Here is a 26,295-nt window from a genome sequence, read left to right as displayed (position 1 = left end):
ATGTCAGTCCTGTCCGGCGAAGTGATTGTCGGGACGGGTGAAGCCGAGCCGCTCCCGGAGCACTCTGCTGTCGGACGCCCGGCCGCCCGGCCGCAGCAGCGGCAGGACGCGTTCGGTGATCTCGTTCAGGCCGGACGTCAGCGCCAGCGGCCGGAGGGTGACCCCGTCGACGCCCCCGGTGTCCACCACGTCGGTGATCAGCCGGGACAGTCCCGTCGCGTCTCCGCGGTGGAGAATCGACGCCGGCTCGTAGCGGCCGCCGGACCAGTTCTCGAGCTGGGCGAGGTCGCGTTCCGCCGTGTCGGCGGTCTCGGCGATCACCACCTCGACGTCCAGCAGGATCCGGAGCGAAGCGGGGGCCCGGCCGGCCTCGACCGCAGCACGTCGCACCGGGTCCGCGACGTCACGCGCGGCGTCCACGGTGGGTGCGCCGATGCGGATCACGTCGGCGCGCGCCGCGGCGACCCGGGTGGAGTGCTCGTCCCGCGCACCGATCACGATCAGCGACTGTCCCTGCGGCGACCGCGGCGTGATCGAGGGACCCTTCACGGAGAAGTGCGTGCCCTCGAAATCGATGTAGTGCAGCTTGTCCCGGTCGATGAAGCGGCCGGTGGGCACGTCGCGGATCTCGGCATCGTCCTCCCAGCTGTCCCACAGCAAACTGATGACCTCGATCGCGTCGGCCGCCTCCGCCCACAGACTCTCGGCATCCTGTGCGTCCTTGCGTCCGAACAGATTCGCCTGCGCCTGACCGGCCGACACGTCCACCTGCCACCCGGCGCGGCCGAGCGACGCGTGGTCGAGGCTCGCGATGGCCTTGGACACGTGGAACGGTTCGGTGTGGGTGACGGTCACCGTGGGAACCAGGCCGATGCGCTCGGTGGACGCGACGGCCCGTGCCGCGATCGCCACCGCGTCCAGGTGCCCACGCTGATCGGCATGTCCCGTGGTGGCGATCGCGAAGGTATCGCCGACGAAGGCGAGGTCAACTCCGGCCGAGTCGGCCTGCCCGAGCAGGCCGGTCCAGTAGCCGGGGGTGAAGAGGTCCTCGGCGCGCGAGTCCGGACGACGCCAGGACTGCGGATGGATCCCCGTGCCGTACAGATCGACGGCGACGAGCGGGTCGTGTGGCTCAGGCATGAATCGATTCCTCCAGCTGTGCAGAACGTGGACGCACGACGGATCGTCCCGGGATGGCGTCGAGCAACTGCCGGGTGTAGTCGTGGCGGGGATTGTCGAATATTTCTGCCGCGGCGCCCGATTCGACGATGCGGCCGGACCGCATCACCGCGACCGTGTCGCTGATCTGCCGGACCACGGCGAGGTCGTGCGAGATGAAGAGGTAGCTCAGCCCGAGTTCCCACTGCAGGCTCTCGAGCAGCCCGAGGATCTGTGACTGCACCGAGACGTCCAGCGCCGACACCGGTTCGTCGAGCACGACGAGTTCGGGGTGCAGAGCGAGCGCGCGGGCGATGGCGACCCGCTGCCGTTGCCCACCGGACAGCTCTGCCGGTCTGCGTTCGAGGTAGGTGCGCGGCAACGCGACCTGTTCGAGCAGTTCGGCGACTCGTGCCGTCCGTTCCGCCCTGGTGCCGACACCGAACGCACCGAGAGGTTCCGCCACGATGTCCGCGATCGCCAGCTTCGGATCGAGGGACGCATACGGGTTCTGGTACACGATCTGCACTCGGCGGCGCAGGGCCCGCAGCGCACCGCCGCGCAGGGTGGTGATGTCCCGGCCGTCGAACTCGACGCGGCCCGCGGAGGGAGATTCCAACCGGATCGCGATCCGGGCCACCGTGGACTTGCCGGACCCGGACTCCCCCACCAGCGACAGCGTGCGCCCGCGCGGGACCTCGAACGACACGTCCTGGACGGCGTCGATGGCCGTGCGCCGATCGATCCGGAACGTCTTGGACACCCCGGACACGCGCAGCAGGACATCGGGTTCGGCTCCGCCCACCGCCGCGGCGCGGTTGGGCCCCCGCACCACCGAGAGACTCGGCGCCGCGGCCAGCAGGGTGCGGGTGTACTCGTGCCGTGGGTTCTCCAGGATCTCGCGGGTGGGGCCCGCTTCCACCACCTCACCCTGGCTCATCACCACGATCCGGTCGGCACGGTCGGCGGCGACACCCAGATCGTGCGTGATCAGCAGGACCGCGGTACCGGATTCGGCGATCCGCGCGTCGAGGTGATCGAGAATCCGGCGCTGCACCGTGACGTCGAGTGCGCTGGTCGGTTCGTCCGCGATCACGAGTTCGGGGCTGCACGCCAAGGCGATCCCGATCAGGACGCGCTGCCGTTGCCCGCCCGACAGGTCCTGCGGGTACTGCCTCGCCCGCACCTCGGGCTTGTCGATCCCGGCCTCGGCGAGAATGCGCACCGCCTCGATGCCTGCCGTCCGCCGGTCGGCGAGACCGTGGATCCGGAGCACCTCCGCCACCTGGGCGCCGACCCGCAGGACGGGGTTGAGCGACGTCGTCGGATCCTGGGGAACCAGGCCGATCCGGGCGCCGCGAACCCGGCCGAGTGCGCGCTCCGACTTGGTGTCGAGACGCTCACCGTCGAACGTGACGGTGCCGGCGACGGCCCGCCCGGATCCGCTGAGCAGTCCGAGGATGGCATGCGCGGTGGTGGATTTTCCGGAGCCGGACTCGCCGACCACGGCCACCACCTCCCCGCGCGAGACCGTGAGGTCGACGCCCTTCACGGCCACGACCGGATCGCTCACGCTCCCGTATGCCACCCGCAGTCCGGAAACCTGCAGGAGCGGCGCCGTGGTACCTGCCGCAGCAGTAGTCGAACTCATCGCACTTCCCTCTGTTCGAGTGCATGCCCGAGTCGGTGCGCCGACAGCACGACGGCCACGATCACCAGTCCGGGCAGGGTGGTCATCCACCACGCGGTGGCGAGGTAGTTCCGGCCCTCGGAGATCAGCGAGCCCCATTCCGGGGTGGGCGGCACCGCACCGAACCCGAGAAAGCTCAGCGACGACACCGCGAGGACCGCCATCCCGAACTCGACGGCGGCGAGTGCCACGACGGGCGGGTACGAGTTCCGCAGCACGTGCCGGCGCAACACCGTGTGCCAGCGGACACCCGACGCGAACGCCGCCTCGACGTACAGCGACCGGCGTACGCGCAGCACCTCCGAACGCATCACGCGGGCGAAGTTCGCGATCAGTGACACTCCCACCGCGATGGCCACGTTGACGGTGCCGAACCCCAGCGCGGTCACCAGTGCGAGCGAGAGCAGCAGCGCGGGGATCGACAGGAGGACGTCGACGACCCGCATCAGGACGGCGTCCAGCGCCCCTCCGACGGCACCGGACAGCAGGCCGATCAGCGAACCGGCCACCAGCGCGATCCCCACGGCCAACAGCGTTGCGGTCAGCGACAATCCGGCCCCGTGCACCACGCGGGTATACACGTCACGGCCGATGTTGTCGGTGCCGAACCAATGCGCGGCACTCGGCGCCTGCAGTTTCTGGGCGGGCACCCCGACCAGCGGGTCGCCGCTCGCGAACACCGACGGCGCCACCGCGAATCCGACCGCGACAAGGAGCAAGGCGGCCGAGGCCACGAGCGCGAGATTGCGATGCAACCACGTCACCACGCGGCGTCCGCGGCTGTCCGACTCGGACACGATCACGGGAGGCGGGTCGATCGGTGGAGTGCCGAAACCCTCGGCCTCGTCGATCAGTTCCCTGGTGAGGATGTCAGACATGAACCTTCTCCTCCACATCCGCGGTGGCGCTGCGCACATGAGCGACGCCGTCGCTGGTGTCAGAACTGCGTCTGCCCTCGACGATCCTCGGATCGATCAGCGGGTAGAGCAGATCGACGGCGAGATTGACGAGTACATAGACGACGGAGCTCAGCACCACGATTCCCTGGACCACTGGAATGTCCTGCGCCATCACGGAAGTCTGGGTGAGCCGCCCCACTCCGGCGCGCGAGAACACCGTCTCGACGACGACCGATCCGGCCAGCAGATTACCCACGAGCACACCGGCGATGGTGAACGCGGGAATGCTCGACAGGCGCAGCGCGTGCCGGGTCTGGATCTGCCAGCGGGACGCGCCCTTCGCCCGCGCGGCTTCGATGAACGGCTGCCGCCACGTGGTCTGCAGACTCGCCGCGAGCACCTGCGCGATCACGGCGCCGGTCGGCAGCGCGAGCGTCACCGCGGGGAGCACCAGCGTCGCGATCCCCTGGTCACCGAACGCCGGGAAGGCCTTCAGCCGGAACGAGAACAGCTGCAGCAGAATCAGTCCCACCCAGAATGTCGGTACCGCGACACCGAGCGGAGGAAGTGAGAACAGCAGATTCCGCACCCAATGGACCCTCGTGTAGGTGGCGAGGAACGCGACCGCTGCCCCGAACACGACCGCGAGAACCAGCGCCGCGGATGCCAGCGCGAGGGTGCTGGGCACCGCGTTCCCGATGGCCTCGGTCACCGATTGCCCGGTGGCGATCGAGTACCCGAAGTCACCGCGGACGGCGTGGCTCAGGGAGTTCCAGTACTGCACCCACACCGGCTGGTCGAGGCCGTACCGGGCCTGCAACTCCGCGACGGCGGCCGCGTCGACCGTCGTTCCGGTGGTCGCCGAGTCGACGGCGATGCTCACCGGGTCGGACGGCAGCAGGAACAGCACGGCGAACGACACGGTGAACGTCGCCCACAGGACGGCGATCGCCTGCAGCACACGTAGTCCGAGGTAGCGAATCATGGCTCAGCGTCCGCTGATCCAGGTGTCGAAGAACTGGAGCCGGGCCGAGGCCTCGAACTTCAGGTCCTGCACGTTCGGGCCGGCGCCGATCGCCTGCGACAACTCCACCGTGGGGATCCACAGGCCGTTGTCGAGCACCTGCTGCTGGGCGTCGGCGACGAGCGCGCTCCGCTCGGTGGTGTCGGTGGTGGCGAGCTGCTTCGCGAGCACGTCGTCGAGCGCGGGAATCGGTCCGCGGTTGTTCAGGTTGCGGCCCTCGAGGCCGAACTGGGTGCGGAGGATGTCACCGTCGGCGCGGGTGCTGTTGTAGTAAGTGGCGTCGAAGTCCTTGGCATTCTGGCGGGCGGTGGCCTCAGGAGTGGACACGAGATTCAGCTGCAGATCCACTCCCACCTCTTTGAGCTGCTGCTGCACCAGTTCGAGAATGGCCTGGTTGCCGGCGAACACCGAGCTGAACAGAACGGGGAAGCTCAGCTTCTGACCGCCCTTCTCCCGGATGCCGTCGGCACCGGGAACCCAGCCCGCCTGATCCAGAATCGACTTCGCCTTCTCCGGGTCGTACGTCACGTCCGGCAGCGACACGTAGCCGGGGGTGCGGCTGGCCAGCGTGCTGGTGGCGGGCTTGAAGTTGGGCCCGAGCACGGTGTCGACCAGTTCCTGCCGGTTGATCGCCGGGACCAGCGCGCTGCGCACGACCGGATCGACGAGCGGTCCGCGAGTCACGTTGGGCTGGAAACCGAACGGGGTCCCGGGGTTCGACGTGGTGAGCACCTGCCCGCCCGCGCCTTCGATCTGCGGGGCGTCCTGCGGCAACGCGTCGCTGATCGCGTCCAGCTGTCCCGAGGACAGGCTGCCCGTGCGGACCCCGGATTCGGGCACGACACTGAACTCGATGGTGTCGAGGTAGGCCTCGCCGTCGTGGCCGAACACGTCCGAACCCCAGTTGTATCCGGCACGCTTGGCGAGGGTCACCGACTTGTCCTGCTGGTAGTCGGCGTACGTGAACGGCCCGGTGCCCGAGATGTTGCCGGTGCACCGCTCTTCGGCGGACCTCGCGACGGACGCATCGGACAGGATGCCCAGTTGCGGGGTCGACGACGCCTGCAGGAACTGCGCGTTGGGTGCGGCGAAGTCGACCTGCGCGGTAAGCGGGTCGATCACAGTGGTACCGGTGTAACCGGCGAGGTAGCTGGCACCGAGCGGGGCCTTGGCGCCGGAGAGGGTGTTCACGATGGCGTCGAGATTCTTCTTCACCGAATCCGCGGTGAAAGGTGTTCCGTCGCTGAACGTCACCCCCTCCTTCAGGTGGAACGTGAAGGAGGACGCGTCGGCGTCGGTTTCCCAGCTCTCGGCGAGCCACGGCTTCAGTTCACCTGTTGCCGGGTCCTGGTCGGTGAGCGAGTCCACCACCTGACGAGCCACGTAGATCGTCTGGTTCGTGCCCGACTGCGCCGGGTCGGCGCACGTGGGTGCCTGGGAGAGGCCGTAGCGGACTGTGCCGCCCGGCTGTGCGGGGCCCGCATCTGCGGAGGAACTGCTGGAACCGCCACCGCAGGCGGTGAGCGCCGTGGCCAGCACGGCAGCGGCACCGATACCTGCTGCGATGCGGTAGGGCGAGGACAAAAGCACTGATGGCACCGAGAACTCCGTGATCTCGAAGAAGTGCGGTGCGCGCTGCCGAGACTATTCGGCAGCGCTCACGCGCACAGGAACGTGAGGGACACCGGATCCGACGCGGATGCGGTGTGAAGAGCCGGAACCCCGACGGATCGGGGTATCAGGTCAGCTGTGACAGATCGAGGTGGACAGTCGGCAGAGATCGACGTGGAGACGCCCCCAGGCGCTCACGAAACCTTCGGTCAACATCGTTCCTCCATCGATCCCGGCGGTAGCACCCGCACCCGCAGGGCGGGGGGTTGCTGCGACGTCAACGAGCCAGGTCTCTCGGTCGCTCTGGATGGTCGTTACCGAGTGTAAGAGATCGCCGGTCGCCGCGCCACACGGACCCCGTTACCCCACTGCCTGCCGGGGCGGGAGTTCCCGCCGCGACAGAGCGGGCCGGAGACCGAGATGTTCGCGCAGAGTGGAGCCTTCGTATTCCGTTCGGTACGAGCCTCGCTCCTGCAATTCGGGCACCAGCAGGTCGACGATCTCGTCGAGTCCGGTAGGCACCAGGTGGGGCGAGATGTTGAACCCGTCCGTCGCGCCGCTGCGAACCCACCGGGTGAGTTCGTCGGCGACCTGCCCAGGGGTGCCCGCGAAACCGGAGCGCTGGGTGGTCGCGATCGCGACCTGACGCAGCGACAGGTTCTGCGCCTCCGCCAAGGCTCGCCATTCCCGCGCGATGGCGAGCGGATCCTTTCCGTCGCGCGCCGCCCCGCGGGTGACGGAGATCGGCGCGGGCACCGGATCGAATTCGGGCAGTGGACCGTCCGGGTCGCGATCGGACAGATCACGGCCCCACACCTGACCCACCAGCGACAACGCCGTCTGCCCGGTGTACTGGCCCTCGAGAACCCAGCGCACCTTCTCCTCCACCTCGGACGCGTTCTCCGCGAGCACGATCTGCGTGCCCGGCAGAATCTTGACGTCGTCCTCGGGGCGCCCTGCACGACGCAGTCTCGCCCGGATGTCCTCGGCGAAGGTGAGCGCCTCGTCGAAATGCGTTCCGTGCCGGGAGAAGATCACGTCGGTGTGCGCGGCCGCGAAGTCCCGGCCCCCCGGTGAGTCGCCGGCCTGGAAGATGACGGGATGCCCCTGGGCGCTGCGCGGCAGCGTGGGAGTGATCGTGACGTCGAACTGCGACGTCCGCCGGGACACCTCCCGCACCCCGTCCGGGGTCGACCACGACGGCGCGTCGGTGCTCGTCGCGACCGCGCCGTCGGCCCACGCATCCCAGATCACCCGGGCGGTGTCGAGGAACTGCCCGGCCCGCTCGTATCTGTCCGCGTGATCGAGGAAGCCGCCGCGCCGGAAGTTCTCACCGGTCCAGGCGTTGTCCGTGGTGACGGCGTTCCAGCCGGCACGGCCACCGGACAGCAGGTCCAGCCCGGACAGCCGCCGGGCGAGGTCGGCCGGCTCGTTGTAGGTGGTGTTCTGGGTGGCCACCAACCCGATGTGCCGGGTGATGCCGGCCAGCGCCGCGAGCTGGGTGATCGCGTCCGGCCTGCCCACGATGTCGAGATCGAGGATCTTGCCTTCCTGTTCCCGCAGGCGCAGGCCCTCACCGAGGAAGAAGGCGTCGAACAGGCCCCTCTCGGCGGTCAGTGCCACCCGCCGGAACGTTTCGAAGTCGATCTGCGATCCGCTCGACGGATCCGACCAGATCGTCGTGTGATTGACGCCCTGGAAGAAGACACCGAAGTGCACCTGGGCGCCGGGCCTGGCGTACGAGTTGTCGGTCATGTTCTCCACAACCTTTCAGCGAGAAGAGTCTTCGAGGCGCTCGGCCTGGAATCGGGTGACGGGACGGTCGAGGCCCAGCGTGCTGCGCAGGGTCGAACCGGGGACGGGGCGGTGGGCGATGCCGGCGCGCAGGAGTGCCGGGACCACGGACCGCGCGAGCACCGGAAGATCCTCGTCGACGACTGCGGGATGCAGGCGCACACCGTCGACGTGCGCATCCAGGGCCCGCAGCAGTTCCAGCAGCCCGGTGGCATCGCCGGCGAACGACAGCCGTCCGCTCGGCGGGGCAGACGGGGACGAGCCGAGTGCCACATCCAGTTCGGCGAACACCAGCGGTGCGCCGCCTGCCTTCGCGCGCCCGGCGGCCGCGGTGGTGTCCTCGAGTGTCGGTCCGGACACCAGCACCACGTCGACCAGGGAGGGATCGGTGTTCGCCTCGGAGCCGAACACCACCAGGCGCCCCTGCGGCGGTCGTGGCACGATGGCCGGACCCTTCACCGAGTAGGTCTCGCCCTGGAAGTCGATGTAGTGCAATCGGTCGCGGTCGACGAAACGCCCGGTGGCGTGGTCGCGGATCACCGCGTCGTCCTCCCACGAATCCCACAGGTCCCGGACCACGGTGATCGCGTCCCGTTCCTCCCGCGCGAGGTCGTCGGGTGCGGTGACCTCGGGCCGGCCCAGTGCGCTCGCGACCCGCGGGTCGGTGTCGCGTGCTGCGATCCAGCCGCCGCGACCGCGCGACGCGTAGTCGAGCGTCGCGAGCTGGGAGGACGTGTGGAACGGCTCGGCGTATGTGGTGCCGACGACCGGTACGAGACCGATCGTGCTGGTGGTCGCCGCGACGAACGCTGCGCGGTTCACCGCGTCGATCCGGCCCACGGGTCCCTCGTCGGCGCCGGGAGGCAGGAGCGAATCGTCGAAGGACGCGAACGTGAAACCGGCGTTCTCCGCGGCCGCGACCCGGTCCGCCACCGTTCGCCCGGTCAGCAACCGGTCCGGTGTGTGCGCGGCTCGTCGCCAGGCTTCGGGATGCGCACCCTCGCCGTCGAGTTCGATGCCCAGCACCAGTCTCATGCGTCTTCCTCCTCGGTGCCGGCCGTGAGGGGTCGGCTCGGAATGGTCTCGCGCAGCGCGGGCGCCACGTCGGCCTGGAACAGCTCCAGGCTTTCGCGGTGCTGCTTGTCGCTGCCGACGCGGTCGGCGCTCAGGTGGATCACCTCGTGGCCGAACTGCTCGTGGTAGCGCTGCACCTTGTCGATCACCTGCTGTGGGCTGCCGATCAGTGCGGAGCTGCGTTCGACGAAGTCCTCGACGGTCTCGAACACCACCGGAAGTCCTGCCCTGCGAGCGAAGTCGAGGCGAGCGGCGTGAATCGGCCGCCACACGTCGAGCGCATCCTGCGAGTTCGGCGTCACGTAGAACCCGGCAGTTCCGGCGCCGACGAGGGCGTCGGCGGGATCGTGACCGTAGTGGGCCCACCGTTCGCGGTAGTGCCGGACGAGTTCGGCGTACGAGTCGATGGGGTACGTGACGTTCGCGGAGAAGATCGGATCACCGTAGCGGGCAGCGAGATCCACCGATTCCTTGCTCGTCGCGCTGCCGTGCCAGATCCGGATCCGCCGCTGCAGCGGGCGCGGCAGTGCGACAGCGTGCTCGAGAGACGGCCGGAACGTGCCTTCCCAGGTGACGTCCTCGCTCTCCCACAACTGCCGGAACAGTTCGTAGCCCTCGCGGTTGCGGTCCCACTGATCGTCCGGGGCGACGTGGAACAGCTCCGCCTGCGCGGTGCCGTTGCCCTTGCCGATGATGAGCTGCAGCCGGCCGCCCGACAGGTTGTCCAGCGTCGAGTAGTCCTCGAATGCACGGACCGGGTCGAGCAGGCTCAGCGTGGTGACCGCCGTCCACAACTGCAGCGTGCTGGTGCGCGCCGCGATGGCGCTGAGCACCACGGGTGGGGACGAGGACAGGAAGGGATGTTCGTGGCGCTCACCCACCGCGAACCCGTCGTACCCCAGTTGCTCGGCGAGGACGGCGGACTCCACGACCTCCTGCAGCCTGGCCGCAGTGCCGATCTTCTCCCCGGTCGCCGGATCCGGTTGGTGAGTGATCAGGCTCATCAGCAGAAACTTCATACGGACTCGTACTCCTTTGCGGCACAGGCGGAAGGCAGAGCGGTAGCGGTGTGCAGGATCTTCTCGAATCCGTGGATTCCGACGTCCTGCGGTGGGAGGGTGCGGTCGAACAGTGCCGTGTACCCCGCGGCCAGATACAGGGCCACCGCCTCGGGCTGCCGCGGCCCCGTGGTGAGGAAGATGCGGGAATAACCGGCCCGGACGATCTCGGCCTCGAGCTCCCGCAGCACGATTCGTCCGAGGCCGCGGCGGCGGTGCGCCGACGAGGTCCAGATCCGTTTGAGCTCGGCAGTCGTGTCGTCGTAGCGGCGGAAGGCCCCGCCCGCCACGGACGTCCCGTCCTCGACCACGACGAGCAACGCGCCACCCGGTGCGGCGAACTCCTCCGCCGGGTACGTGCTGAGATCTTCGTAAATCTCGTCGCGGGTGCGCCCGTACCGAGTGCTGTACTCGATCGCCAGTTCTTCGAGCAGCGGCGCGGCCAGTGGATCGGCCTGGTCGACGAACACGGTCTGCACGGCTTCGGTCCTCTCGGTCACTGGTCCTCCTGTCAGCTGGTCTTCGGGAGTCCGGGCGGGTTGACGACCGACGTGCCGACGGCCTCGCTCGCGATGTTCCAGCGGTCGAGAACCTGTGCATACGTGCCGTTCTCGATGATGTGGTTGATGGCCTCGTTGACGGCGGTCACCAGTCCGTTGTCCTTCTTGGTGAGCACGGCGATCTCACCCTGGAGGGCGTCGCCGGCCCCCGAGAACGTTCCGGCGATCTCGCTCTCCCCCGCCTGCGCCACGTGGAACGACGAGGACGGGTTGGGCCCGAAGTAGGCGTCGATCCGGCCCGACGCGAGGGGAAGGTAGTAGTCGGTGGCGTTCTGGTAATAGGTGATGTCGGTGGGTTCGAGCCCCGCCGCGACGTTCTGCTCACTCCACTTCACCAGCAGCGCTTCCTGATTGGTGCCGGAGGAGACCGCGATCTTCAGGCCCGCGACATCCTTGGGCTCCTTGATTTGGATGCCGCTGTCCTTCTTCGTCTCGAACGCGACCGTGTCGAGGCGGTACGTCGAGAAGTCGTACTTCTCCTTACGCTCCTCGGTGACGGTGACGTTCGAGATGAACGCGTCGGCCTCCCCCGAGTCGATGCGAACGAAGTTCTGTGCCCAGTCCGCGGCCTGGAGGTCGACCTTCAACCCGAGAACGTCGCCGATCAGGTACGCGAAGTCGGTCTCCGAGCCGATGAGCGTCTTGTCGTCGTCGGCGTAGAAACGCAGGGGCGGGGCGGAACCGGCGCTGCCCGTCACGATGAGCGTGCCGCGGTCGCGGATCTGCTGGGGAACCTTCGCGGCGATCGACTCGACCTCGTCGGTGGTGATGCGATTCTGGTCCGCGGTGAGGTTGTATCCGGCGGCCGAGGTCGGCCCCGATCCCTCGTCCTCGATGTCGCCGCCCCCGCACGCGGCGGCGAGCAGCGCGACGGTGGTGAGGGCCGAGGCCAGAATCTTCGTACGGAACCGTGCGGTGGACATGTGTGCCTTTCGGGGATCCACACCGAGGTGTGGAGAATCAGAGAACTCGGGAGAGGAATGCTGTGGTGCGGGCGTGCTGCGGGTTGTCGATGACCTGCGAGGGCGGGCCCTGTTCCACGACGACGCCGGCGTCCATGAAGACCGCCGTGTCGGCGACCTCCCGCGCGAAGCCCACCTCGTGGGTGACGATCACGAGGGTCGCGCCGTCCCGTGCCAGTTGTTTGATCACGGCGAGGACCTCACCGACCAGTTCGGGGTCGAGGGCCGACGTGGGTTCGTCGAACAGGATCACCGCCGGGCGCAGTGCGAGGGCCCGGGCGATCGCGACCCGCTGCTGCTGGCCGCCGGACAGTTGTCGCGGGTACTCGTGGGCCTTGTCGCGCACGCCGACCCGTTCCAGCAGCGCGATCGCCTCGGCCTCGACCTCGGCGCGGTCGCGGCCCTGCGCCGACACCGGCGCCTCGATCACGTTCTCCAGCACCGTGAGGTGGGGGAACAGAGTGAAGTTCTGGAACACGAATCCGATCCGGGAACGCTGCTTCAGGATCTCGCGTTCACGCAGTTCGTGGAGTTTGTTGCCCTTGCGCCGGTAGCCGATGAGGTCGCCGTCGATGCGGATGGTGCCCCGGTCGACCTTCTCCAGGTGGTTGAGTGTGCGCAGCAGCGTCGACTTGCCGGAACCCGAAGGCCCCAGGATCACCGTCACCTCGCCCTTGCGGACCAGCAGGTCCACACCCTGCAGGACGTCGAGTGCGCCGAAGGACTTGTGGACTCCGCGAACTTCCACCGCGAACTCCGCCGGATTGGCTTCGACCGTCATTTCGTGGCACCTCTCGGTACGGAGACACCGGCGTCACGGATCTCGGCGAACTTCCGGGTGAGCTTCTGCCACGGAGTCGGCGGCAGTGCCCGAGCCGATCCGCGCGCGTAGTGCCGCTCGACGTAGTACTGACCGATCGACAACAGCGTGGTCAGGATGATGTACCAGATCGTCGCGACCATCAGCAGCGGTACGACGCGGCCGTTGCGGCCGAAGATCACCTGAACCTGGTAGAACAGTTCGGCGATCGCCATCGTCGACACGATCGAGGTGCCCTTGAACAGGCTGATCACCTCGTTCGCGGCGTTCGGCAGGATGCCGCGCATCGCCTGGGGCAGAACGATCTTGAAGAACTGGCGTCGGCGCGGGATGCCCAGCGACTGCGCCGCCTCGATCTGCCCGTGGTCCACCGAGATGATGCCGGAACGGATGATCTCGGCGGAGTACGCGGCCTGGTGCAGGGCCAGCCCGATGACGGCGGCAGTGAAGCCGCTGATGACGCCGTTGACCTCGAACGTGAAGAACCCCGGTCCGAACGGAATGCCCAGCGACAGACTCTGATACAGGTACGTGATGTTGAACCAGAACAGGAGCTGCACAATCAGCGGAATCGACCGGAACGCCCAGATGTACACCCAGGCAATCACCTGCAGCACCGGGTTGTGCGACAAGCGGCTGACCGCCAGCACCACGCCGAGTGCGAATCCGAGGACCGTCCCCCACAGCGTCAGCTTCACCGTCATCCACAGCGCCTGCAGCACGGAGCCGGCGGTGAAGTACTTGGCGAACGTCGCCCAGTCCCATCCCGGGTTGGTGGCGAGGCCGTGGACGAACTGGGCGAGCAGTACCAGCACGGCGGCGCTGACGATCCACCGCCACGGATGCCACCTCCGCGCCACTTCCAGCGCGGCGTCCGCGTCGCCGGAGGGCACTGAGTCGAGGGGCGCGGCCGAACGCGCCCGAACGGGGGCGCTCACGCTCCCTCACCACTTACGACAGACATCACTGAGGCGGCCTTTCACCTGGAACGGGACGGGAGGACGGCGCGTCTTCCGCGGGATGCGGGCGCGCGTCAGGCGCTCACCGGGCGAAATGCCCGGTGAGCGTGCTGTGAGACCTCGTCAACAGTGGCAGGAGGTGGTCCGGCACAGGTCGATGTGCCGTCTGCGCCACGCAGGGCGCGCAAGGTAGTTCATGTGCTGCCTTCCATCGATCCCGGCGGTAGCACCCGCACCCGAAGAATTCGGAAGGGTTGCTGCGACGTCAACGAGCCAGGTCTCTCGGTCGCTCTGGATGGTTGAAGCGAACACTAGCCGCATTCCCGAAGCCCGTCAACACGAGGTATTTCCCTGCAACACAGGGGAAATGGTGTCGGACGGACGCCAGAATCACCGTGCGCAGAAGTACTGACAGGCAGCGGATCATGCGGTTGGATTGTGCGTGCAGCCCTGCATTTCCGCGGTCCTACGACCCGGCTGCCGGGGCTTCCGACGCCCTTGTAACGTCGCCTCGGTGACACCATTCGAAGTCATCGCGATCCTGGTAGCCGGCGTGGGCGCGGGGGCGATCAACGCCATCGTCGGCAGCGGCACGCTCATCACCTTCCCCACCCTGGTGGCATTCGGGTTCCCTCCGGTGACCGCCACGATGTCGAACGCGATCGGCTTGGTCGCCGGTGGCGTATCCGGCACGTGGGGTTACCGGAGGGAACTGGCCGGGCAGGGACCGCGACTGCGGTGGCAGATACCGGCGTCACTGTGCGGTGCAATTCTCGGCTCGTGGCTACTGCTGCACCTGCCCGAAACCGTGTTCGAACTCGTCGTCCCGGTGCTGCTGATCCTCGCCCTGATCCTGGTGGTGCTGCAGCCGAAGATCCAGGCCTGGGCAAAGCAGCGCGGCAGCCACGAGGCCGGCCTGAGCCCGGCGCGCCTCACCCTGCTGACCGTCGGGACGTTCGCCGTGGGCGTGTACGGCGGATACTTCACCGCGGCGCAGGGCATCCTGCTGATGGGTGTGATGGGCGCGATCCTGCCGGAGAGCCTGCAACGGATGAACGGCGCGAAGAACCTGCTCTCGCTGATCGTCAACGTCGTCGCCGCGACCGCGTACACGCTCGTGGCCTTCGAGCGGATCAGCTGGGCGGCCGCCGGCCTCATCGCGGTGGGTTCGCTGCTAGGAGGCGTCCTCGGGGCCCGCTACGGCCGCAGGCTGTCGCCCACCGCGTTGCGGGGAACCATCGTCGTCGTCGGCCTCATCGGTCTGTTCCGGCTGCTCGCATAGTCGCGCATGCACCCTCCCACTCCCTCATACTGAGTCGGTGAGCAACGACGTAGAGCACCCGGGCTGGACCTATCTCATGGACATGGACGGCGTTCTCGTCCACGAAGAGCACCTGGTCCCCGGGGCCGACCTGTTCCTGGCAGAACTCCGGGAATCCGGTACCCCGTTCATCGTTCTGACCAACAATTCGATCAGGACTCCGCGTGACCTCCGCGCCCGCCTGCTCCGCACCGGCCTGGACATTCCCGAGGAATCGATCTGGACGTCCGCCCTGGCCACCGCGACGTTCCTGGCGAACCAGCGCCCCGGCGGCAGCGCGTACGTCGTCGGCGAATCCGGGCTCACCACCGCACTGCACGACATCGGGTACGTTCTCACCGAGAACGATCCCGACTACGTGGTCCTCGGCGAGACCCGCACCTACTCCTTCGAAGCGATCACCACCGCAATTCGTCTGGTGGAGAGGGGCGCTCGCTTCATCGCCACCAACCCCGACCCCACCGGCCCGTCCCGGGAGGGTTCCCTTCCGGCCACGGGATCCGTTGCAGCACTGATCAGCAGGGCCACCGGCCGCGACCCGTACTACGTGGGCAAGCCGAATGCGCTGATGATGCGCTCGGCGCTGCGGGCCATCGGCGCGCACTCCGCGAACACGCTGATGATCGGCGATCGCATGGACACCGACATCGTCTGCGGGCTCGAGGCCGGGCTGCAGACCATCCTGGTCCTCACCGGAATTTCGACGCGGGATTCGGTGGAACTGTTCCCCTACCGCCCCACCGCGGTGCTCAAATCGGTCGCCGATCTGGTCGGCCGCACGTCGGATCCGTTCGGCGATGCGGCTCCGCCGCCCGTGAGTACTTCTTAACCGCGGGACGTTGACAAGTACTCACGGGTGGCGGCAGCCGGTGACGCCCCTGATGGTCGCTGCCCTGTACGTCCCGAACGTGATCCGGTTCCCGTCTCCACCGGCGAACGTCACGTCGTGGCGTCCGGGTCGGTCGGCGTGCACGTCGAGCCGGTCCATTCCGGCGTCGGTGGCGATCGCACGGGCCGCGGCCAGCACGGCGGGCCAGTCCGCGTCGCCGATCGGGGTGTCGGACAGCAATACCTGCGTGGTGACGGATTGCCCCTCCGCGTACGCATACGGTCCCGGGCATCCGCCGCCCTGGCTGCGTTCGCGATGCCACCGCCACCGGACATCCGGTGCAATCGCAGCGACGGCCTCGCTGATCCGCACCAGCGCATCGGTGACCTGCCGCTCGGTGACCGCGAGTGTCGGCCGGTCGCTCAGGCTCGCTGCCGCCGCCGCAACCTCCTCGTCGCTGAAGTTGTACGGGTTGTCCATCACGCCACCACATCCGCTCGTCAGGATCGCCGCGCCGATCACGGCGACCGTCTTCACCACCCACCCGCCGCGGACCGTCACCGGACAGCCAGTTCCGGCATGCCCGCGACGATCACCGCCATGTTGTAGCCGGACGTCCGCAGCTCCCCGTTGCCACTCGGCCGCGGATACGCGCTGTGCCCGCTGGCATCTTCGCGCCGCACGCCGTCCGGGGTCGACGCCTCGAGCACCGACAGTTGTTCGAGGTCCGTCTGCACCGGATCGGGGCCGAGCCTGCCGAACCCGTCTGCCACGGTGATGGGGTCGTCGGGCGCGCGCATCACGAACCCGTGCCGGGGCGCCAACCCGAGATCCGATTCGTCGTTCGCGTCGAACCCGGGCGAACCGTAGAACACGGCGTCGTCGACCGGTTGCCGCGGTCCCGCGTCCTGCAGGGCCAGGCCCTGGGTGTACGAACCATACGAATGGCCGAGCGCGGTGATGTGCGGATCGGGCGTCTGCGAGGCGACGTCGAGTCCCTCGTAGAACGAGGCGAGCTTCGGGGCACCCGCGGTCGCGCGGTCGGACTGCCAGGAATCGAGGAGCCATCCACGCCCGAGATTCTGGTCGATGAACGGCACGTCGTAATTGCCCGGACCGGTGGTGGTCGGCGGCTGATACCCCAGCCACGCGATCGTCGACACCGTGTCGCCGGTGCGGCCGGCCAGGTCCAACTGCCGTTCGGTCTCGGCCTTCAGCGCCGACGCCTCGTCGGTCATCCCGCGCAGCGAGGCGGCGGTCGTGTCGATGCCCGGTGTGGTGACGGCGATGTGGTCGGCGGTGTCGGGGTCGCCGAGCGCGAACGCGGCCATCGTCCGTGCACCCGACTGCAGGTCCAGCAGCATCAGCCTGCCGTCCGGGTGATCGCGCACGAGTTTCTCGAGGTCGTCGAGGTCCCGCAACTTCTGCTCGGCGTACCACAGCCCGGCGTCGTCTTCGGTGAAAGCTCCACCGAACATGTTGCAGTCCAGCCTGTCCCGGAGCCGGACCCGTTCCGCCTCCCATCGCGACCGCTCGTCGTCGAACCGGCTCACGTTCGCCTCGTGCCGCACCGCGGACGGGATGCCGTCGCGACTGCCCACCCACTCGGGATGCTGCTCGATCACCTCGCGGCGCTGGGCTGCCGGCAGCGCCTCCCAGTACTCGCGGTTGTCGAGCGGGGAGCCGTCCGGCGGCGGCGCAGGGGCGGACAGTCCGGTGCCCGCGCGATCCGTCTCACCGGGTTCGGCCGCGCCGTCCGCGGCCCGCGCCAGGACAGCGGCCGCGTCGGCGACGAGGTCCTCCGCCTGCAGGATCAACGCCCGGGCGGCGGCACGAAGTTCGTCCCGCCGTGTTGCCGCAGCGTCGACCGGTGGTCCGGGCGCATCGATGATGTCCCCGTTGTCCGACAGGACCATCCCGTGGGCGGCAGCCGCTTCCCGGAGGCCGCCGACCTCGGCTTTCAGGTGCGTGACCGCGTCGACCAGGTCGCGGGCCAGCCTCTCGACGACGGCGATCGCCGTCGCCTCACCGCTCAGATCATCCGCGACGATCCGGAACCGCCGACGTGCGGCGTCCGCGGCGTCGTCCTGCCACGCCGGCAACCGGCCGATGTCCGCGAGACCGTCCTGCACGACACGGATCGTCGCCGCCCGCACCGACAGCGACCGTTGCACGGCCTGCAGCGCGCGGGTGTCCCACTGGACTATGTCCCTCAGATTCACGATCCCCCCCAGGATGCATAATGCCCGTACCCTAACGGATCGATCGCGTCCGCGGGAGTCCGATCTCGTCTCGACCGACACGAAGGATCGAAAATGAGCGGTTCCATCCACGTCGACACGGCGGCCCTACGCGCGGCGGCCGGTCAGCTCGACGTCCTGTTCGACGACGCGTCCTCTCAACTGAACACCATCGACGCGGCCCTCGCCGACTCGGGTGCGGCGTGGCCGGAGGCGGCCGAAGCCGCGTTCGGCCGGTTCACGTCCTACCTGGACGATCGCCGGGAGTTGTTGCAGCGGACTGTGGCCGAGATGTCGACGAATCTCGTCGAGTGCGCGCGCCGATACGACGCTCAGGACGGGGCCACCGCCGGGCACCTCGACGCGGTCGCGCCGGCCACGAGCCTCGACCTGTAGGCGCTTCGCACCCGTGCGCCTATGTGGTTGCCGGAACAACCAGAAAGGCGCACGGGCGGCGGAGCCGCCTATGCCAGCGCCTGCTCCAGGTCCGTCAGCAGGTCGGCGGTGTCTTCGAGTCCCACGGACAGCCGGACGACGCCGTCGGTGATGCCCACGGCTGCACGACCTTCCGGGCCCATCGCCCGGTGGGTGGTGGTGGCCGGGTGGGTGATGAGCGACTTGGAGTCGCCGAGGTTGTTGGAGATGTTGACCAGCCGCAGGGCGTCGAGGAGTTCGAATGCCCGCTTCTTCGCTTCGCCCTCGGATGCGTTCAGCGCGAAGGTGACGACGGTGCCGCCGCCGCTCATCTGCCGCCTGGCGAGTTCGTGCTGGGGGTGCGATTCGAGGAACGGGTACTTGACCCAGTCGACCGCGGAGTGGTCCTCGAGGAACTGTGCGATCTCCAGTGCGGAGCCCACGGAGTGGCGCACCCGGATCGGCATCGTCTCGAGCCCCTTGAGGAGCGTCCACGCGTTGAACGGGCTGAGCGCCGGCCCGGTGTGGCGCATGAGGTTCTGGACGGGACCCTCGATGTAGTCCTTCGGCCCGAGGATCGCCCCGCCGAGCACGCGGCCCTGGCCGTCGATGTGCTTGGTGCCGGAGTAGACGACGATGTCGGCACCCAACTCCAGGCTGTGCTGCAGCAGCGGCGTCGCGAACACGTTGTCCAGCACGACCTTTGCGCCGGCGGCGTGCGCGAGCTCCGCCACCCGGGGCACGTCGACGAGCGTCTGCATCGGGTTCGACGGCGTCTCGAAGAACACCGCGGTGGTCGGCTCGGACAGAGCCTTCTCCCACTGGTCGAGGTCTTCACCGTCGACGAACACCGTCTCCACACCCCAGCGGGGCAGGATCTCGTTGCACACCACGAAGCAGGAACCGAACAGGCTACGTGCCGCGACCAGCCGGTCGCCGGCCTTCAGCAGCGCGCCCAGTGCGGTGAACACCGCGGACATGCCGCTGGCCGTGCCGAAGCACGCCTCTGCGCCCTCGATCAGGCGCAGTCGCTCCTCGAACATCTTCACGGTCGGGTTGCCGTACCGGGAGTAGACGAAGTGGTCGATCTCGCCGGTGAACGACGCCTCGGCCGCTCCCGCGCTCTCGAACACGAAACCGGAGTTCAGGAAGATCGCTTCGGACGTCTCTTCGAACCCGGAACGGAGTGTTCCTCCGCGCACGCTGATCGTGCCCTGGCCGATGTCGTCCGGCAGCGCCTTGTCAAACGCGCCGCCTCGAGGAATTGCACTCACCACTGCCTCCACGGCAGGCCCAGAGCCCGCCAGCCGACCGCCCCACGGTGACCTTCGGCGTCCAAGCCGCCTTCGAAACCGTCGAGCACGTTGTACGACGGGCCGATGCCCGCCGCTGTCGCGGCTTCCGCCGCACCGATGGACCGCTGGCCGGAGCGACACAGGAAGATCACCGGGGCGTTCTCCCCACCCGCGATCCCGGCCTCCTTCAGCTGGTCCACGAAGTTGTCGTTACGAGTGCCCGTCGGGTAGCTGACCCATTCGATCAGCACGGTCTTCCGCCCGAGCGAGGTGGTGTCGGGGACTCCGACGTACTTCCACTCGGCGTCCGTCCGCACATCCACGAGCACAGCGTCGGGATTCTCGCGGAGCAGCTCCCAGGCATGCTCCGGCGTTATGTCGCCTGCGTAACTCACCATGTCAGCTTTTCACAACCCTGTTCGGTATGCCCTTCCGGGCAACGGTCAGTTGCAGACGACCCATGTCTCGCCGTCCCGCGTCAATTGCCAGGTATCCGTCGTCTCGCCCTTGCCGTCGTCGGCGCTGACCCGGACCTCCGCCCGGGCACGATCCCCGTTGACCTCGGACGACTCGACGCCCTGCAGCGTGACCTCGCCTTCCCGGTCCCGGAGCACCGACCGGTCGTCGGACCACGACGAGCAGACCAGCGTCTTCTGCAGATCGGCGTCGTCGTGGTTGTGGGCCTGGATGAAGTCGGCGACCGAACGGTTGATGCGGTCCGCTTCCGTGACGTTCTCGTCGGCGGGCGAGAGCCTGCTGGACACGACGATGGCCACGAGGATGACGACAATCACGGTGACGGCGGCGATGAACGGCACCGCCGTGGTGCGCCGGGGATCCACCGGATCTTCGGTGCCTCCCGCGTCGCGCTGGGGCGATTCGCTCGAACCGGACATGACTTCCCTTCGATCTCGGCGTGGCCACGAGTGTATAGAGCAGCCCCTACAAATCGTGTTTGTGACCCCCCAACGCGAAGGCGACTACCCTCTACAGGCGTGCGTGCCGAGAATGGGCTCTGCCCTGTCGCCGCACCTCGGCCACCCGATTAGGCTGGGCTTAATTTAAGCTGAGGTTTCGTTGTCCGCCCATCAGAAGGTAGTTCGCTCCAGATGACTGATCAGACACGTCCGTTGCGCGTTGCGATCGTGGGTGCCGGCCCCGCCGGTATCTACGCAGCCGACGCTCTCATGAAATCCGATGCCGCGTCTGACGGCGGGATCAGCATCGATCTCTTCGAGCGGATGCCTGCCCCCTTCGGTCTGATCCGGTACGGCGTCGCACCCGACCACCCGCGCATCAAGGGCATCATCACCGCCCTGCACAAGGTGCTCGACAAGCCGTCGGTGCGCCTGCTGGGCAACATCGACTACGGCAGCGACATCACCCTCGAAGACCTGCACAACTTCTACGACGCGGTGATCTTCTCCACCGGCGCCAACGCCGACCGCGCCCTCAACATCCCGGGCATCGAACTCGACGGCAGCTACGGCGCCGCCGACTTCGTCTCCTGGTACGACGGCCACCCCGACGTCCCGCGCACCTGGCCCCTCGAGGCCGAGAAGGTCGCCGTCCTCGGTGTCGGCAACGTCGCCCTCGACATCGCCCGCGTCCTCGCCAAGACCGGCGACGAACTGCTGCCGACGGAGATCCCCGCCAACGTCTACGAGGGACTCAAGGCCAACAAGGCCGTCGAGGTCCACGTGTTCGGTCGCCGCGGGCCCGCGCAGGCCAAGTTCACCCCCCTCGAGCTGCGTGAACTCGACCACTCGCCGACGATCGAGGTCATCGTCGATCCCGAGGACATCGACTACGACGAGGGCTCCGAGCAGGCGCGCCGCAATTCCAAGCAGGTCGACATGGTCGCCAACACCCTGCAGGACTGGGCCATCCGCGACGTGGGCAACCGTCCGCACAAGCTGTTCCTGCACTTCTTCGAATCGCCCACCGAGGTGCTCGGCGAGGACGGCAAGGTCGTCGGTCTGCGCACCGAGCGCACTCAGCTCGACGGCACCGGCAACGTCAAGGGCACCGGCAAGTTCAACGACTGGGACGTGCAGGCCGTGTACCGCGCGGTGGGCTACCTGTCCCAGAACATCGCGAAGCTCCCGTTCGACGAGCAGGCAGGCACCGTCCCGAACGAGGCCGGACGCGTCATCGCCGACGACTCCGCCGAGGGCAACGACCGGTTCATGCCCGCCACCTACGTCACCGGCTGGATCAAGCGCGGCCCCGTCGGGCTGATCGGCCACACCAAGGGCGACGCGAACGAGACCGTCGCGAACCTCCTCGAGGACCGGGCCGGTTTCGCCGAGCCCGCCAACCCGGGCGAGGACGCGATCATCGAGTTCCTCGAGGGCAAGCAGGTCCCGTACACCACCTGGCAGGGCTGGTACCGCCTCGATGCGCATGAGCGCAGCCTGGGCGAGCCCGAGGGCCGTGAGCGGATCAAGGTCGTCGAGCGCGAGGACATGCTCAAGGCCAGCGAGCCCGACAAGGCCTGATCTTCCGAATCGGTGTGAAGGGAACCTCCTGCGGGAGGTTCCCTTCCGTCGTCTCAGGCCAGGTGTGACGACAGCGCCCGCAACGCCGTGAGCAGTTCCTCGGCGGACATCGCGTGGTCGGGATCCACCAGCCACTGCTCCGCGACGCCGAGCAGCAGCGCCTGGTAGAGAGCGCCCAGTGTGTGTGCCCGGCCCGGCTCGATGCCCGCGTCACCGAACAGTTCGACCAGCCCTTCGCGGGCATCGGCGGTCGACGCCACCAGGTTCTTTCTCAATTCCGGCAGGGAGTCCAGGTGCCCGAGCAGTTCGAACTGCAGCATCCACAACCGACGATGGGCGGTGAACGACTCGATGACACCGGCCCAGATGGCTTCGAACCGTTCCGTAGGACTCATGCCGGGTTCGATCTTCTTCCCGGCGGCCGTCGCGAGGTCGTCCCCCCAGCGCTCCATCTCCCGGTACAGCGCGGCGTGGAGCAGCGCCTCCTTGGTGCCGAAGTGATAGCCGATCGCTGCGAGGCTCACCCCGGAGGCCGACGCGATGTCCCGGGCGGTCGTCCGCGAGTATCCCTTTTCGTACAGGCTGCGCGTGGCGCCGTCGATCAGGTCTTCGCGATTTCCCATGACCTCACCCTAATGAGCCTGAGACGTATGTGTAGGACACTTGTACCAGCGCTCGCGGACGGCTCCGCCACGAAGCGTGTCCCCGCACAAGGCAGGATATAAGTCGTGTTTGACGCCCACGTTCACATCATCGACCCCCGGTTCCCGGTGGTCGAGAACCACGGCTACCTCCCGGAGCCGTTCACCATCGCCGACTACCGGGCGCGCACGGCAGGCTTCGGTGTGGACGGCGGCGCCGTCGTCACGGCCTCGTACCAGGGGACCGATCAGAACTACCTGAAGGCGGCGCTCGAGGAACTCGGCCCCAGCTGGGTGGGCGTCACCCAGATGGAGCCCGACGCCACCGACGAGAGCATCCTCGAACTCGACCGCGCCGGGGTCCGGGCCGTCCGATTCAACCTCCGGCGCAGCGCGACCGACGTGAAACTCCTCACCAAGCAGGCCCTCCGCGCGTACGAGCTGGCCGGCTGGCACGCCGAGTTCTACGTGGACGCCACGCTGCTGCTGTCGCTCGAGCCGGTGTTCGCCAAGCTCCCCGCCGTGTGCATCGACCACCTGGGGATGTCGACACGGGGCCTGCCGTACCTACTCGATCTCGTCGACCGCGGAGTCCGGGTGAAGGCCACCGGGTTCGGGCGAACCACCATCGAGAACGTCGGCGACGTGCTGCGCAAGATCCACGCCGTCAACCCCGAGGCACTGATGTTCGGCACCGACCTACCGGGCAGCCGTTCCCGAAGAGTGTTCCAGGACAGCGACATCGACATCGTCGCGGACGCGGTGGGTGACGACTTCGACGCCGTCATGGGCGGCAACGCACGCGCCTGGTACCGCTGCGACACACCCGAAGGACCCTGTTAGCACGCAGGACCCTTCACGCAGGACCCTTGTCAACAGCCTTCCATCTGCGCGCTGTTCATCGACACCATCTCGGCCACCGGCGGCGTCTGCGGCTGCGCCACCAGCCACATGTTGTAGTTGTTCATCTCCTCGCAGTCCAGCTGTTCCCGGCGTTCCTGTCGCCGCTCACGCTGCCGATCGTCCATGTCGTCGTCGTTCCGGTCGACGGCGATGGCACCGGTGCTCGATCCGTTGGCCTGCCGTTCGAGCCCCCGGACGCCGTCGGCGGTCATGATCCAGCCGAGTGTGTAATCGGCGCCGTCGTGGTTGGTGGTTGCGCGGAACATGCCCTCGTCGGCAGCGGCCGGGTGGGCCACGAACGCCTTGTCTGGCATGCCCGGCGCGCTGACCTGCCCCGTCACGGTGCCGTCACTCATCGACGCGGTGAGTGTCGCTCCGTCCGGCGAAGACAGCGACGCCTTGTCGCCGTCCATGGTGCCGGTCATCCATTTCCACATCTGGTCTCCGTCGCACAGGAAGGCGATCATCTCGTCGCCGGACCTGGCCAGCGCGACGTACGCGTCGGATCCGTCGACCGAACCGACGTAGGTCGGCTCCATCTGTGGGGTCATCACGAACGGTGACGGAACCTTCTCCATCATGTTCGACGCGGGCGCCGCTTCGCCGCTGCTCGAAGCGGCTGCGCTGGTCGTGCTCGGCGCCGCCGAGTCGGACGAGTCGTCGCCGCAGCCGCTCAGGGAGAGGGCCACGGCAGCGAGGGGCGCCAGGATCCAGGTCGTCTTCTTGTTCACGGCGTATTCCTCCGCTAGCCGGGAAGATCAACATCCGCATTTCATCATCGCAGGTGGAGGACGCTTCTGGATACCCCTCGGCGACGATTTCGAACGACCTACGTCGCGACGACCGCAGCCAGCCACACACCCGAGGCGATCAGGGCGCCGAGCAGTTCGATCAGCATCGACAGTCCGACGGCCTTGCAGGCGTGCCACGTCGACGCCCACGCCCGGTTGTGCGAACGCAACCGGTAGAGCTCGGCCACATACGTTCCCGCGATGAAGCCGAGGAACAACCCCACTACGGGAACGACGAAGAACCCCACGATCCCGGCCAGTCCGCCGACGATCAGCGACATATTGGGAACCCCGGCCGTGCGCATCCGTTTACCGGGCCAGGTGTATTTGACGACGCCGCTGATCACGAGGAACACCGTTGCGACCGCGAACACCGTCCACGCCGTCGCGCCGCCGGTCATGATGGCCCACACCAGGATTGCGGCGAAGATGAGGATCGTGCCGGGCAGGATCGGGATGACGATTCCGACGAGCCCGATGATGACGGCCAGGCCGACGAGGAGTTCCGCGCCCGGATTCACGCGACGGGCTCGACGCGGGACGCCGCCTCCCGCGCACGGCTGCGCGCGGTCTCGACGTCCGGTCCCGTGGACACGGCGACGCCCATTCGCCTGCGCACGAAACTCTCGGGCTTCCCGAACAGTCGCAGGTCCGTCTCGGGGACCGCCATCGCGTCGGCGACGCCCTCGAAGCCGATACCGGCGGCGTCGATGCCGCCGTAGATCACCGCGGACGCACCGGGTGTCGTGAGGGTGGTGTCGACGGGCAGGCCGAGGATTGCGCGGGCATGCAGTTCGAACTCCGAGAGTCGTTGTGTCCGAAGGGTGACCAACCCCGTGTCGTGCGGTCGCGGACTGACCTCCGAGAAGTAGACGTCGTCACCCTTCACGAACAGTTCCACACCGAAGATCCCGCGGCCGCCCAGCGCCGTGGTCACCTTCTCGGCCACCTCCCGCGACCGGGCGAGTGCCGCGTCGCTCATCGGTTGCGGCTGCCACGACTCCACGTAATCGCCCGAGTCCTGCAGGTGCCCGATGGGCTCGCAGAAGAAGGTGCCCACCTCGCCGTCGGCATCGATCGCCCGGACGGTGAGCTGGGTGATCTCGTAGTCGAAGTCGACGAACCCTTCCACGATGACGCGGCCGTGATTGATGCGGCCGCCCGCGAGCGCGTACTCCCAGGCCGTCTCGACGTCGCCGGCGTCGCGCACCGTGGACTGCCCCTTGCCGGACGACGACATCACCGGCTTGATCACGCAGGGAAAGCCGATGCGTTCGGTGGCCGCCCGGACCTCCTCGAGCGATTCGGCGAACTCGTAGGGCGACGTCGGCAGCCCCAGCTCCTCCGCCGCGAGGCGCCGGATCCCCTCGCGGTTCATGGTCAGCTGCGTCGCCCGTGCGGTGGGGATGACCACCGCGGTGCCGCGCTCCTCGACCGTGGCCAGGGCGTCGGTGGCGATCGCCTCGATCTCGGGGACCACGAAGTGGGGTCGTTCCTCCTCGACGAGACGCAACAGCGCCTCCGGGTCGCTCATGTCGATCGTGTGCGCGCGGTGCGCCACCTGGTGGCCCGGCGCGTTGTCGTAGCGGTCGACGGCGATCACCTCGACCCCCAGCCGCTGCAGGGCGATGATCACTTCCTTGCCCAGCTCACCCGACCCGAGCAGCATCACGCGCGTCGCGCCTGCCGTCAGAGGTGTACCGAACCGTACGGGTGCCTGTTCACGCATGGTCACAACTATATGCGGGCAC

Annotated in this window: 28 protein-coding genes and 2 riboswitches; of the genes, 5 read left to right on the top strand and 23 right to left on the bottom strand. The window is 68.0% G+C overall.

Going from position 1 to position 26,295, the window contains the following annotated elements:
• Positions 1-3 precede the first annotated feature (3 nt).
• The 14 genes from HGB39_RS07590 to HGB39_RS40155 form a co-directional block, all read right to left on the bottom strand.
• On the bottom strand, positions 4-1,140 hold the full coding sequence (locus HGB39_RS07590) for an LLM class flavin-dependent oxidoreductase (protein WP_005562439.1): 1,137 nt from the start codon (positions 1,138-1,140) through the stop codon (positions 4-6).
• Positions 1,133-2,809 (bottom strand): dipeptide ABC transporter ATP-binding protein, encoded by a 1,677-nt coding sequence (locus HGB39_RS07585; RefSeq protein WP_005562438.1) that lies wholly within the window; start codon positions 2,807-2,809, stop codon positions 1,133-1,135. The genes HGB39_RS07590 and HGB39_RS07585 overlap by 8 nt, the downstream gene beginning before the upstream one ends.
• The gene (locus HGB39_RS07580; RefSeq protein ID WP_005562437.1) at positions 2,806-3,726 is read right to left on the bottom strand and encodes an ABC transporter permease; all 921 of its coding nucleotides are present in this window, start codon (positions 3,724-3,726) and stop codon (positions 2,806-2,808) included. Before HGB39_RS07580 ends, HGB39_RS07585 begins: the two co-directional genes overlap by 4 nt.
• On the bottom strand, positions 3,719-4,732 hold the full coding sequence (locus HGB39_RS07575; protein ID WP_005562435.1) for an ABC transporter permease: 1,014 nt from the start codon (positions 4,730-4,732) through the stop codon (positions 3,719-3,721). The genes HGB39_RS07580 and HGB39_RS07575 overlap by 8 nt, the downstream gene beginning before the upstream one ends.
• Positions 4,733-4,735: 3 nt before the next feature.
• Entirely contained in the window at positions 4,736-6,361 is a 1,626-nt protein-coding gene (locus tag HGB39_RS07570) for an ABC transporter substrate-binding protein (protein ID WP_052023916.1), read from the bottom strand.
• Positions 6,362-6,514: 153 nt separating this feature from the next.
• Positions 6,515-6,598 carry a putative leader peptide gene (locus tag HGB39_RS39815; protein ID WP_310794466.1) on the bottom strand — a complete coding sequence of 28 codons (84 nt, stop codon included), beginning with the start codon at positions 6,596-6,598 and terminating at the stop codon, positions 6,515-6,517.
• A gap of 4 nt (positions 6,599-6,602) precedes the next feature.
• Positions 6,603-6,696, bottom strand: a riboswitch (SAM riboswitch).
• 46 nt (positions 6,697-6,742) lie between these two features.
• Positions 6,743-8,137 (bottom strand): NtaA/DmoA family FMN-dependent monooxygenase, encoded by a 1,395-nt coding sequence (locus HGB39_RS07565; RefSeq protein ID WP_043787708.1) that lies wholly within the window; start codon positions 8,135-8,137, stop codon positions 6,743-6,745.
• Positions 8,138-8,152: 15 nt separating this feature from the next.
• The gene (locus tag HGB39_RS07560) at positions 8,153-9,211 is read right to left on the bottom strand and encodes an LLM class flavin-dependent oxidoreductase (RefSeq protein ID WP_005562430.1); all 1,059 of its coding nucleotides are present in this window, start codon (positions 9,209-9,211) and stop codon (positions 8,153-8,155) included.
• The gene (locus HGB39_RS07555) at positions 9,208-10,269 is read right to left on the bottom strand and encodes an LLM class flavin-dependent oxidoreductase (protein ID WP_005562428.1); all 1,062 of its coding nucleotides are present in this window, start codon (positions 10,267-10,269) and stop codon (positions 9,208-9,210) included. Before HGB39_RS07555 ends, HGB39_RS07560 begins: the two co-directional genes overlap by 4 nt.
• Positions 10,266-10,808, bottom strand: coding sequence for a GNAT family N-acetyltransferase (locus HGB39_RS07550; RefSeq protein ID WP_005562426.1), 543 nt, complete (start codon positions 10,806-10,808; stop codon positions 10,266-10,268). The genes HGB39_RS07555 and HGB39_RS07550 overlap by 4 nt, the downstream gene beginning before the upstream one ends.
• Before the next feature lie 11 nt (positions 10,809-10,819).
• Positions 10,820-11,791, bottom strand: a complete 972-nt coding sequence (locus tag HGB39_RS07545) for an ABC transporter substrate-binding protein (protein WP_005562425.1) — start codon at positions 11,789-11,791, stop codon at positions 10,820-10,822.
• A gap of 37 nt (positions 11,792-11,828) precedes the next feature.
• Positions 11,829-12,611, bottom strand: a complete 783-nt coding sequence (locus HGB39_RS07540) for an amino acid ABC transporter ATP-binding protein (RefSeq protein ID WP_005562423.1) — start codon at positions 12,609-12,611, stop codon at positions 11,829-11,831.
• Complete coding sequence (locus HGB39_RS07535) at positions 12,608-13,588, bottom strand: amino acid ABC transporter permease (protein WP_043787695.1); 981 nt, start codon at positions 13,586-13,588, stop codon at positions 12,608-12,610. Before HGB39_RS07535 ends, HGB39_RS07540 begins: the two co-directional genes overlap by 4 nt.
• A 144-nt stretch (positions 13,589-13,732) precedes the next feature.
• A complete protein-coding gene (locus tag HGB39_RS40155; protein WP_368681154.1) occupies positions 13,733-13,807 on the bottom strand; it encodes a putative leader peptide in 75 nt (24 codons plus the stop codon).
• Positions 13,808-13,814: 7 nt separating this feature from the next.
• Positions 13,815-13,911, bottom strand: a riboswitch (SAM riboswitch).
• 212 nt (positions 13,912-14,123) lie between these two features.
• Here HGB39_RS40155 and HGB39_RS07530 point away from each other — a divergent pair.
• Together HGB39_RS07530 and HGB39_RS07525 are read left to right on the top strand one after the other, a co-directional pair.
• Positions 14,124-14,891 carry a sulfite exporter TauE/SafE family protein gene (locus tag HGB39_RS07530; protein ID WP_005562418.1) on the top strand — a complete coding sequence of 256 codons (768 nt, stop codon included), beginning with the start codon at positions 14,124-14,126 and terminating at the stop codon, positions 14,889-14,891.
• A 76-nt stretch (positions 14,892-14,967) separates the two neighbouring features.
• Positions 14,968-15,759, top strand: coding sequence for an HAD-IIA family hydrolase (locus HGB39_RS07525; protein WP_005562415.1), 792 nt, complete (start codon positions 14,968-14,970; stop codon positions 15,757-15,759).
• A gap of 21 nt (positions 15,760-15,780) precedes the next feature.
• On the opposite strand, the gene HGB39_RS07520 is transcribed toward HGB39_RS07525, so the two are convergent.
• Both HGB39_RS07520 and HGB39_RS07515 read right to left on the bottom strand, forming a co-directional pair.
• Entirely contained in the window at positions 15,781-16,320 is a 540-nt protein-coding gene (locus HGB39_RS07520; RefSeq protein ID WP_005254192.1) for an LppA family lipoprotein, read from the bottom strand.
• Positions 16,317-17,981: an alpha/beta hydrolase gene (locus HGB39_RS07515; protein ID WP_005562413.1), complete on the bottom strand. Its 1,665-nt coding sequence runs from the start codon at positions 17,979-17,981 to the stop codon at positions 16,317-16,319. Before HGB39_RS07515 ends, HGB39_RS07520 begins: the two co-directional genes overlap by 4 nt.
• Positions 17,982-18,074: 93 nt before the next feature.
• Here HGB39_RS07515 and HGB39_RS07510 point away from each other — a divergent pair, with 93 nt between their 5' ends.
• Positions 18,075-18,395 (top strand): type VII secretion target, encoded by a 321-nt coding sequence (locus HGB39_RS07510; protein ID WP_005562412.1) that lies wholly within the window; start codon positions 18,075-18,077, stop codon positions 18,393-18,395.
• Between the two features lie 68 nt (positions 18,396-18,463).
• Here the strand turns inward: HGB39_RS07510 and HGB39_RS07505 are convergent, their stop codons facing one another.
• From HGB39_RS07505 to HGB39_RS07495, 3 genes are read right to left on the bottom strand one after another with little or no spacing between them, the layout of a single operon-like run.
• Positions 18,464-19,687: an O-succinylhomoserine sulfhydrylase gene (locus HGB39_RS07505; protein WP_005254195.1), complete on the bottom strand. Its 1,224-nt coding sequence runs from the start codon at positions 19,685-19,687 to the stop codon at positions 18,464-18,466.
• Positions 19,684-20,103, bottom strand: coding sequence for a rhodanese-like domain-containing protein (locus tag HGB39_RS07500; RefSeq protein ID WP_005562410.1), 420 nt, complete (start codon positions 20,101-20,103; stop codon positions 19,684-19,686). The genes HGB39_RS07505 and HGB39_RS07500 overlap by 4 nt, the downstream gene beginning before the upstream one ends.
• A gap of 48 nt (positions 20,104-20,151) precedes the next feature.
• Entirely contained in the window at positions 20,152-20,604 is a 453-nt protein-coding gene (locus HGB39_RS07495; protein ID WP_005562408.1) for an Rv0361 family membrane protein, read from the bottom strand.
• A 213-nt stretch (positions 20,605-20,817) separates the two neighbouring features.
• Between HGB39_RS07495 and HGB39_RS07490 the strand changes: the two genes are divergently transcribed.
• Entirely contained in the window at positions 20,818-22,209 is a 1,392-nt protein-coding gene (locus tag HGB39_RS07490) for an FAD-dependent oxidoreductase (protein WP_005254198.1), read from the top strand.
• 53 nt (positions 22,210-22,262) lie between these two features.
• Here the strand turns inward: HGB39_RS07490 and HGB39_RS07485 are convergent, their stop codons facing one another.
• On the bottom strand, positions 22,263-22,832 hold the full coding sequence (locus HGB39_RS07485) for a TetR/AcrR family transcriptional regulator (RefSeq protein ID WP_005254199.1): 570 nt from the start codon (positions 22,830-22,832) through the stop codon (positions 22,263-22,265).
• Between the two features lie 105 nt (positions 22,833-22,937).
• Here HGB39_RS07485 and HGB39_RS07480 point away from each other — a divergent pair, with 105 nt between their 5' ends.
• Positions 22,938-23,693: an amidohydrolase family protein gene (locus HGB39_RS07480; protein WP_005562405.1), complete on the top strand. Its 756-nt coding sequence runs from the start codon at positions 22,938-22,940 to the stop codon at positions 23,691-23,693.
• 29 nt (positions 23,694-23,722) lie between these two features.
• On the opposite strand, the gene HGB39_RS07475 is transcribed toward HGB39_RS07480, so the two are convergent.
• From HGB39_RS07475 to purT, 3 genes are all read right to left on the bottom strand, one after another.
• Positions 23,723-24,484 carry a hypothetical protein gene (locus HGB39_RS07475; protein WP_005562404.1) on the bottom strand — a complete coding sequence of 254 codons (762 nt, stop codon included), beginning with the start codon at positions 24,482-24,484 and terminating at the stop codon, positions 23,723-23,725.
• 98 nt (positions 24,485-24,582) lie between these two features.
• The gene (locus HGB39_RS07470; protein ID WP_005562402.1) at positions 24,583-25,065 is read right to left on the bottom strand and encodes a DUF456 domain-containing protein; all 483 of its coding nucleotides are present in this window, start codon (positions 25,063-25,065) and stop codon (positions 24,583-24,585) included.
• Positions 25,062-26,273, bottom strand: a complete 1,212-nt coding sequence (purT, locus tag HGB39_RS07465; protein WP_043787706.1) for a formate-dependent phosphoribosylglycinamide formyltransferase — start codon at positions 26,271-26,273, stop codon at positions 25,062-25,064. Before purT ends, HGB39_RS07470 begins: the two co-directional genes overlap by 4 nt.
• Positions 26,274-26,295: the final 22 nt, after the last annotated feature.

It is taken from the genome of Rhodococcus opacus (genome assembly GCF_012396235.1).
GTDB classification, from domain to species: Bacteria; Actinomycetota; Actinomycetes; order Mycobacteriales; family Mycobacteriaceae; genus Rhodococcus_F; species Rhodococcus_F opacus.
Note: the sequence above shows the minus strand (reverse complement) of the source record. Positions and strands in the feature narration are given on the sequence as shown.

Bases quoted from the DNA above. Each gene is read 5' to 3' on its own strand.
- HGB39_RS07590 (WP_005562439.1), bottom strand. From the start codon at position 1,140: ATGCCTGAGCCACACGACCCGCTCGTCGCCGTCGATCTGTACGGCACG.
- HGB39_RS07585 (WP_005562438.1), bottom strand. From the start codon at position 2,809: ATGAGTTCGACTACTGCTGCGGCAGGTACCACGGCGCCGCTCCTGCAG.
- HGB39_RS07580 (WP_005562437.1), bottom strand. From the start codon at position 3,726: ATGTCTGACATCCTCACCAGGGAACTGATCGACGAGGCCGAGGGTTTC.
- HGB39_RS07575 (WP_005562435.1), bottom strand. From the start codon at position 4,732: ATGATTCGCTACCTCGGACTACGTGTGCTGCAGGCGATCGCCGTCCTG.
- HGB39_RS39815 (WP_310794466.1), bottom strand. From the start codon at position 6,598: ATGTTGACCGAAGGTTTCGTGAGCGCCTGGGGGCGTCTCCACGTCGAT.
- HGB39_RS07565 (WP_043787708.1), bottom strand. From the start codon at position 8,137: ATGACCGACAACTCGTACGCCAGGCCCGGCGCCCAGGTGCACTTCGGT.
- HGB39_RS07560 (WP_005562430.1), bottom strand. From the start codon at position 9,211: ATGAGACTGGTGCTGGGCATCGAACTCGACGGCGAGGGTGCGCATCCC.
- HGB39_RS07555 (WP_005562428.1), bottom strand. From the start codon at position 10,269: ATGAAGTTTCTGCTGATGAGCCTGATCACTCACCAACCGGATCCGGCG.
- HGB39_RS07545 (WP_005562425.1), bottom strand. From the start codon at position 11,791: ATGTCCACCGCACGGTTCCGTACGAAGATTCTGGCCTCGGCCCTCACC.
- HGB39_RS07540 (WP_005562423.1), bottom strand. From the start codon at position 12,611: ATGACGGTCGAAGCCAATCCGGCGGAGTTCGCGGTGGAAGTTCGCGGA.
- HGB39_RS07525 (WP_005562415.1), top strand. From the start codon at position 14,968: ATGGACATGGACGGCGTTCTCGTCCACGAAGAGCACCTGGTCCCCGGG.
- HGB39_RS07510 (WP_005562412.1), top strand. From the start codon at position 18,075: ATGAGCGGTTCCATCCACGTCGACACGGCGGCCCTACGCGCGGCGGCC.
- HGB39_RS07495 (WP_005562408.1), bottom strand. From the start codon at position 20,604: ATGTCCGGTTCGAGCGAATCGCCCCAGCGCGACGCGGGAGGCACCGAA.
- HGB39_RS07490 (WP_005254198.1), top strand. From the start codon at position 20,818: ATGACTGATCAGACACGTCCGTTGCGCGTTGCGATCGTGGGTGCCGGC.
- HGB39_RS07485 (WP_005254199.1), bottom strand. From the start codon at position 22,832: ATGGGAAATCGCGAAGACCTGATCGACGGCGCCACGCGCAGCCTGTAC.
- purT (WP_043787706.1), bottom strand. From the start codon at position 26,273: ATGCGTGAACAGGCACCCGTACGGTTCGGTACACCTCTGACGGCAGGC.